Source organism: Streptomyces sp. P17 (genome assembly GCF_032436805.1).
Taxonomy (GTDB): Bacteria; Actinomycetota; Actinomycetes; order Streptomycetales; family Streptomycetaceae; genus Streptomyces.
Genome location: NZ_JAVRBF010000134.1, coordinates 1 through 5,473, shown reverse-complemented (window position 1 = coordinate 5,473; position 5,473 = coordinate 1). Strand labels below are relative to the sequence as shown.

Genomic DNA, 5,473 nt, shown 5'->3' with positions numbered 1-5,473 from the left:
AAGGGCTACGGGGCATCCGCCCTGCCCATTTACCCGCCCCACGGCGGGCGGCGAAGCCGCCCTGGGTCGCTGACCTGCGATGAAGCCGTTTCCAGCGGTGACTGTCAGTGCCGGGGTGCAGACTGGCCGGTGACTGGGACAAGGACGTCGCGGAGGTGTTCGGCATGACCGAGGTACTGCTCGCCGTGGGCACACGCAAGGGCCTGTTCATCGGGCGTAAGCGGGGTGACGCCTGGGAGTTCGACGAGAGCCCCTACTTCAACGCACAGGCCGTGTACTCGGTCGCCATCGACACCCGGGGCGAGACCCCGCGGCTGCTGGCCGGCGGGGACAGCGCGCACTGGGGCCCATCCGTGTTCCACTCCGACGACCTGGGCCGCACCTGGACCGAACCGGCCCAGCCGGCCGTCAAGTTCCCCAAGGGCACCGGGGCTTCGCTGGAGCGGGTGTGGCAGCTGCACCCGGCGGCGGCCGAGCCGGACGTCGTCTACGCGGGCACGGAACCGGCCGCGCTGTACCGCTCGGAGGACCGCGGCGAGAGCTTCGAGCTGGTCCGCCCGCTGTGGGAACACCCCACCCGCTCCCAGTGGGTGCCGGGCGGCGGCGGAGAGGGCCTGCACACCGTGCTCACCGACGCGCGCGACCCGCAGTCGGTGACCGTGGCGGTGTCGACCGCGGGCGTCTTCCGCACCTCGGACGGCGGCGCGAGCTGGACGCCCTCCAACTCCGGTGTCTCCGCGGTGTTCCTGCCCGACCCCAACCCCGAGTTCGGCCAGTGCGTGCACAAGGTGACACGGGACGCGGCGACCTTGGACCGGCTGTATCTGCAGAACCACTGGGGGGTGTACCGCAGCGACGACGCGGGCGCGACCTGGACCGACATCGGCGAGGGGCTGCCGTCCACGTTCGGCTTCGCCGCGGCCGCCCATCCGCACCGCGGTGACACGGCGTATGTGTTCCCGATCAACGCCGACGCCGACCGGGTCCCCGCGGGCCGGCGATGCCGTGTCTTCCGTACGGCGGACGCGGGCAAGACCTGGGAGGCGCTGTCGGCGGGACTGCCGCAGGAGGACCACTTCGGCACCGTGCTGCGTGACGCCCTGTGCACCGACGACGCGGACCCGGCGGGCGTGTACTTCGGCAACCGCAACGGCGAGGTGTTCGCCTCCTCCGACGACGGAGACACCTGGCGGCAGTTGGCCTCGCATCTGCCGGATGTGCTGTGCGTGCGCGCGGCGGTCGTCGGATGAGCCGCACCGGCTTAGGCACGGGCCTTGGCCACCGGTTGATCTCCGCTGTGTGCACGGCAGTAGGGTGACGCCCGTGGCACCACGACCCTTGCATGAAATCGTCGAGCCGGGCTGGGCGAAGGCCCTGGAACCCGTCGCCGGACGGATCGCCGAGATGGGCGACTTCCTGCGCGCGGAGATCGCCGCGGGACGCACCTATCTGCCCGCCGGACCGAATGTGCTGCGGGCGTTCCAGCAGCCCTTCGACGAGGTGCGTGTCCTGATCGTCGGACAGGATCCGTATCCGACGCCGGGACACGCGGTGGGACTGTCCTTCTCGGTCGCGCCCGAGGTGCGACCGCTGCCCGGCAGCCTCATCAACATCTTCCGTGAACTGAACACCGACCTCGGGCTGCCGCAGCCGACCAACGGCGATCTGACACCGTGGACGCAGCAGGGCGTGCTGCTGCTCAACAGGGCGCTCACCACGGCCCCGCGCAAGCCCGCCGCCCACCGTGGCAAGGGGTGGGAGGAGGTCACCGAGCAGGCTATCCGGGCGCTCGCGGGACGCGGCAAGCCGCTGGTGTCCATCCTCTGGGGCCGCGACGCCCGCAATCTGCGCCCGCTGCTCGGCTCCCTGCCGTCGGTGGAGTCCGCGCACCCCTCCCCCATGTCGGCGGACCGCGGCTTCTTCGGCTCGCGCCCCTTCAGCCGGGCCAACGACCTGCTGATCAGACAGGGGGGTCAACCGGTGGACTGGCGCCTGCCGTGACCGAGGCCCGCGGACTCCTCGCCGTCGACTCCGGGGGCTCCGGGCTGCGGGTCGTGATCGGCACCGTCGAACGGGGCGTACTGGCCCAGCGGGAGTCCCGTGAGCCGGTGCGCACCGGAGCGCGCGGGATCGACGCCGGGCATCTGATGGAGCAACTGGTGCCCCTGGTGCGGGAGTTGACCGCCGAGGCGCAGCTCGCGGGGGTGGGCACCGCCGTGGTCGGGGCCGCGGGGCTCTCCACCCTGGGAGAGGCCCTGCGCGCGGAGCTGCCGGACGCGCTGGGGCGGGAGTTCGGCGTCCGCAGGCTCGCGCTGGCCGCCGATGCCGTCACCGCCTACACCGGCGCCCTCGGGCCCCGGCCCGGCGCCGTCCTCGCGGCCGGTACCGGGCTGATCGCCATCGGCACCGACATGAAGCTCTGGCGCCGGGCGGACGGTTGGGGGCATCTGCTCGGCGACTGCGGCGGCGGGGCGTGGATCGGCAGGGCGGGGCTGGAGGCCGCGCTGCGGGCGTACGACGGACGCCCCGGCGGATCGGAGGGCCTGCTGGCCCGGGCAGAGGATTTGTTCGGCCCGATGCCCCGGCTGCCCGGACAGCTGTACCCGCGGCCGGACCGCCCGGCCTTCCTCGCCTCCTTCGCTCCCGAAGTGGCCGCATGCGCCGAGGGCGACCCGGTCGCCGCGGGCATCCTGCGGGAAGCCGCCCGGTACATGGCCGAGTCCGCGGCCGCCGTCTGCCCGGCCGAGGGGGAGCCCCGAGTCGCGCTCACCGGCGGCCTGTTCAAGATGGGGGACCCCCTTCTCGTACCGCTGGAAGAGGAGTTGTCGCGGCGACTGCCGCACGCTCGGCGGGTGGCGCCCGACGGGGATCCCTTGCACGGGGCTGTCCGGATCGCGACGGAGCTGGCGTCGGGGGCGCTCACTCTGCCGGGTGACGAGGCGATGCTCTGCGTGGTCACCGACCAGGAGGACTGATCGCCTACGCCGTCCGGTACCGCAACGCGCGTAACTCATCAGACAAAACCGGACGGATACCGCTCACCTGCACCCTCCCCGAACAGGGGAGCCCAGGAAGCCAGTAACATGCCTCGCCATGAGCTCCCCCACTGGGCCCGCGTCCGGCCTGCCAGTACGAATGCCGCGACCTCGTCAGCCCGGGCGGCACCGCCGACCCGAGCCTCTGGCGGCTCCCGAGGGCGCGCCCGCGCTCGTTCTCGCGGTGCCGGGCACGCCGGGCGCCCCCACGCGCAGTCTTGCCGAGGAGGTCGTGAGCATCGCCCGCTCCGAGCTGCCCGGCCTCGCCGCCCGGATCGGGTACCTCGACGGGGACGACGCGGAGTTCCCGACCCTCCAGAGCGTGCTCGCGCACACCGCGCAGGAGCGCACCGCCCGTTACGAGCAGGCGCTCGCCGCGGGCGTGGAGGCCAAGGCGCCCGAGGGGCCGGTGGCCGTCGTGGTTCCGCTGCTCGCCGGTCCGGACAGCGCGCTGCTGCGCCAGGTCCGCCAGGCCGTGATGGACAGCCGGGTCGCCGCCGAACTGACCGATGCGCTCGGCCCGCACCCGCTGCTCGCCGAGGCGCTGCACGTACGCCTGTCGGAGGCCGGTCTGGCCCGCGCCGACCGCGCCCGTCTGTTCACCGTGGCGACCGCCGCGGACGGCATCATCCTGGCCTCCGTGGGTGGCGACGAGGCCGTGCAGGCGGCCGGCATCACCGGCATGCTGCTCGCCGCCCGCCTCGCCGTGCCGGTGATGGCCGCCGCCCTCGACCAGGAGGGTTCCATCGCCTCCGTCGCCGAGCAGCTGCGCGGCTCCGGCTCGCAGCAGCTGGCCCTCGCGCCGTACCTCATAGGGCCCGAGATCGACCCGGCGCTGATCGAGGACGCTGCCAAGGAGGCGGGCTGCTCCGCCGCCGAGCCGCTCGGCCCCTACCCGGCCATCGGCAAGCTGGCCCTGGCCAAATACACGACGGCGCTGGGCATCGCCCCCCAGCAGCCGCAGGGCACGCCGGTCCGCTGAGGCCCGGCACACCCCACGGCACGACCGAAAGGGCCCGCTCGGAAAAGCACAGGAGCGGGCCCTTCGTCGTGGGGACGGCCCTCAGCCGATGACCACGCAGGACGCCGCCGGCACCTCGATGGAGCCGCCGTAGCGCGGCAGTCCCGTCGCCGGGTCCACCGCGAACCAGGCCACGTCGCCGGAGCGCTCGTTGGCGGCGTACAGGAAGCCGTGTGCCTCGGTGAGGGCTCTGGGCCAGTGGCCCCGGCAGGGCACGGTGCCGAGCAGTCGGAGCCCCTCCCCCTCGACGGCGAACGCGGACAGGACGTCCTCGCCGCGGGTCGCGGTCCACAGGAAGCGGCCGTCGGGCGAGACGGCGATGCCCGAGGGGTAGGCGTCACCCGTCGGAGCGCCCGGCAGCACCTGCGTCTCGGACAGCGGCTTCAGGGAGCCGTCGGCGGCGTCCCAGCGGCAGACGGTGACGGTGGGGGTGAGCTCGTTGAGCACGTACGCGTACCAGCCGTCCGGGTGGAAGGCCAGGTGGCGGGGGCCGGAGCCGGGGCGCAGCGCGTACTCGCCATGGATCTCCAGGCGGCCGTCCGTCAGTGTGCACACCCGTACCGAGTCGGTGCCGAGATCCACGCTGACGGCCCAGCGGCCGCTGGGGTCGGCCTGCACCTGGTGGACGTGCGGACCCTGCTGGCGGGGCGTGTGCGGGCCCGAGCCGGTATGGGGGAGAACGCAGGACGGGGCGGCCGCGAGGGAGCCGTCGGGGTGCACCGGCACGGCACTGACGCTTCCCGAGCCGTAGTTCGCGGTCAGGACATGTCCCGCGTACAGGCCGAGGTGCGTGGGGCCGCTGCCCGATACGGGGGTGGGTGAGCCGAGGAGCTCGGGCTCGGCGCCGTTCACGCGGTACGCGGCCACCGCGCCCTCGGTCGTCTCGCTGATCGCGTAGAGCGTGCCGCCGCCCGGCGCCAGGGCCAGGTAGGAGGGGTCGGGCATGTCGTCCACGCCGGCGAGGACGGACAGCGCCCCGCTGTCGGCGTCCACGACCGCCGCCACGATCCCCGGCCCCCCGGCCGCCGTGAACGACCCGATGAAGGCCCGCCTGCCACCGTCTGCCACCGCTGTCCCCTTTCGGTCGGGTGCCGTCCGCTCGTGACGGTAGCAGTCGATCACGCGCGGTCTAGACCAAGTCGCCCCGCGCGCGGCGACGTCCGCCGGCCTGAACCGTCCTTCTTGCTGGCGACGGCGGACGCGGAGACAAGTGTCGCGGCGGCGAGGCTGCCCCAGAGCGCGGTCGGGCCGTGGGGGGCGAGAGCGGTGATGGCCGCCGGGGAGACGGCGAGGCCGAAGCCTGTGGAGAGTTCGAAGCGGGCCAGGGTCCGGCCCAGGACCTAGGAGACCACTGAGAATCTTGAAAACGCGCCCGACTTGCACCGGATTGCCCCGATCGACTTTTGCGGGCGAACCT

General features: G+C 73.4%; 5 protein-coding genes and 1 pseudogene. 4 read left to right on the top strand and 2 right to left on the bottom strand.

Going from position 1 to position 5,473, the window contains the following annotated elements; genetic code table 11:
- Positions 1-164: 164 nt before the first annotated feature.
- From RMT89_RS39585 to RMT89_RS39570, 4 genes are all read left to right on the top strand, one after another.
- Positions 165-1,250 (top strand): exo-alpha-sialidase, encoded by a 1,086-nt coding sequence (locus tag RMT89_RS39585; protein ID WP_315888595.1) that lies wholly within the window; start codon positions 165-167, stop codon positions 1,248-1,250.
- A 73-nt stretch (positions 1,251-1,323) separates the two neighbouring features.
- A complete protein-coding gene (locus RMT89_RS39580; RefSeq protein WP_315888594.1) occupies positions 1,324-2,001 on the top strand; it encodes a uracil-DNA glycosylase in 678 nt (225 codons plus the stop codon).
- On the top strand, positions 1,998-2,975 hold the full coding sequence (locus RMT89_RS39575; protein ID WP_315888593.1) for a BadF/BadG/BcrA/BcrD ATPase family protein: 978 nt from the start codon (positions 1,998-2,000) through the stop codon (positions 2,973-2,975). Before RMT89_RS39580 ends, RMT89_RS39575 begins: the two co-directional genes overlap by 4 nt.
- A gap of 118 nt (positions 2,976-3,093) precedes the next feature.
- Entirely contained in the window at positions 3,094-4,017 is a 924-nt protein-coding gene (locus RMT89_RS39570; protein WP_315888592.1) for a hypothetical protein, read from the top strand.
- 81 nt (positions 4,018-4,098) lie between these two features.
- Here RMT89_RS39570 and RMT89_RS39565 read toward each other — a convergent pair whose 3' ends face one another.
- Both RMT89_RS39565 and RMT89_RS39560 read right to left on the bottom strand, forming a co-directional pair.
- On the bottom strand, positions 4,099-5,124 hold the full coding sequence (locus RMT89_RS39565) for a lactonase family protein (RefSeq protein WP_315888591.1): 1,026 nt from the start codon (positions 5,122-5,124) through the stop codon (positions 4,099-4,101).
- Positions 5,125-5,174: 50 nt separating this feature from the next.
- A pseudogene (locus tag RMT89_RS39560) lies at positions 5,175-5,396 on the bottom strand (MFS transporter); the annotation flags it as partial.
- Between the last annotated feature and the right edge of the window lie 77 nt (positions 5,397-5,473).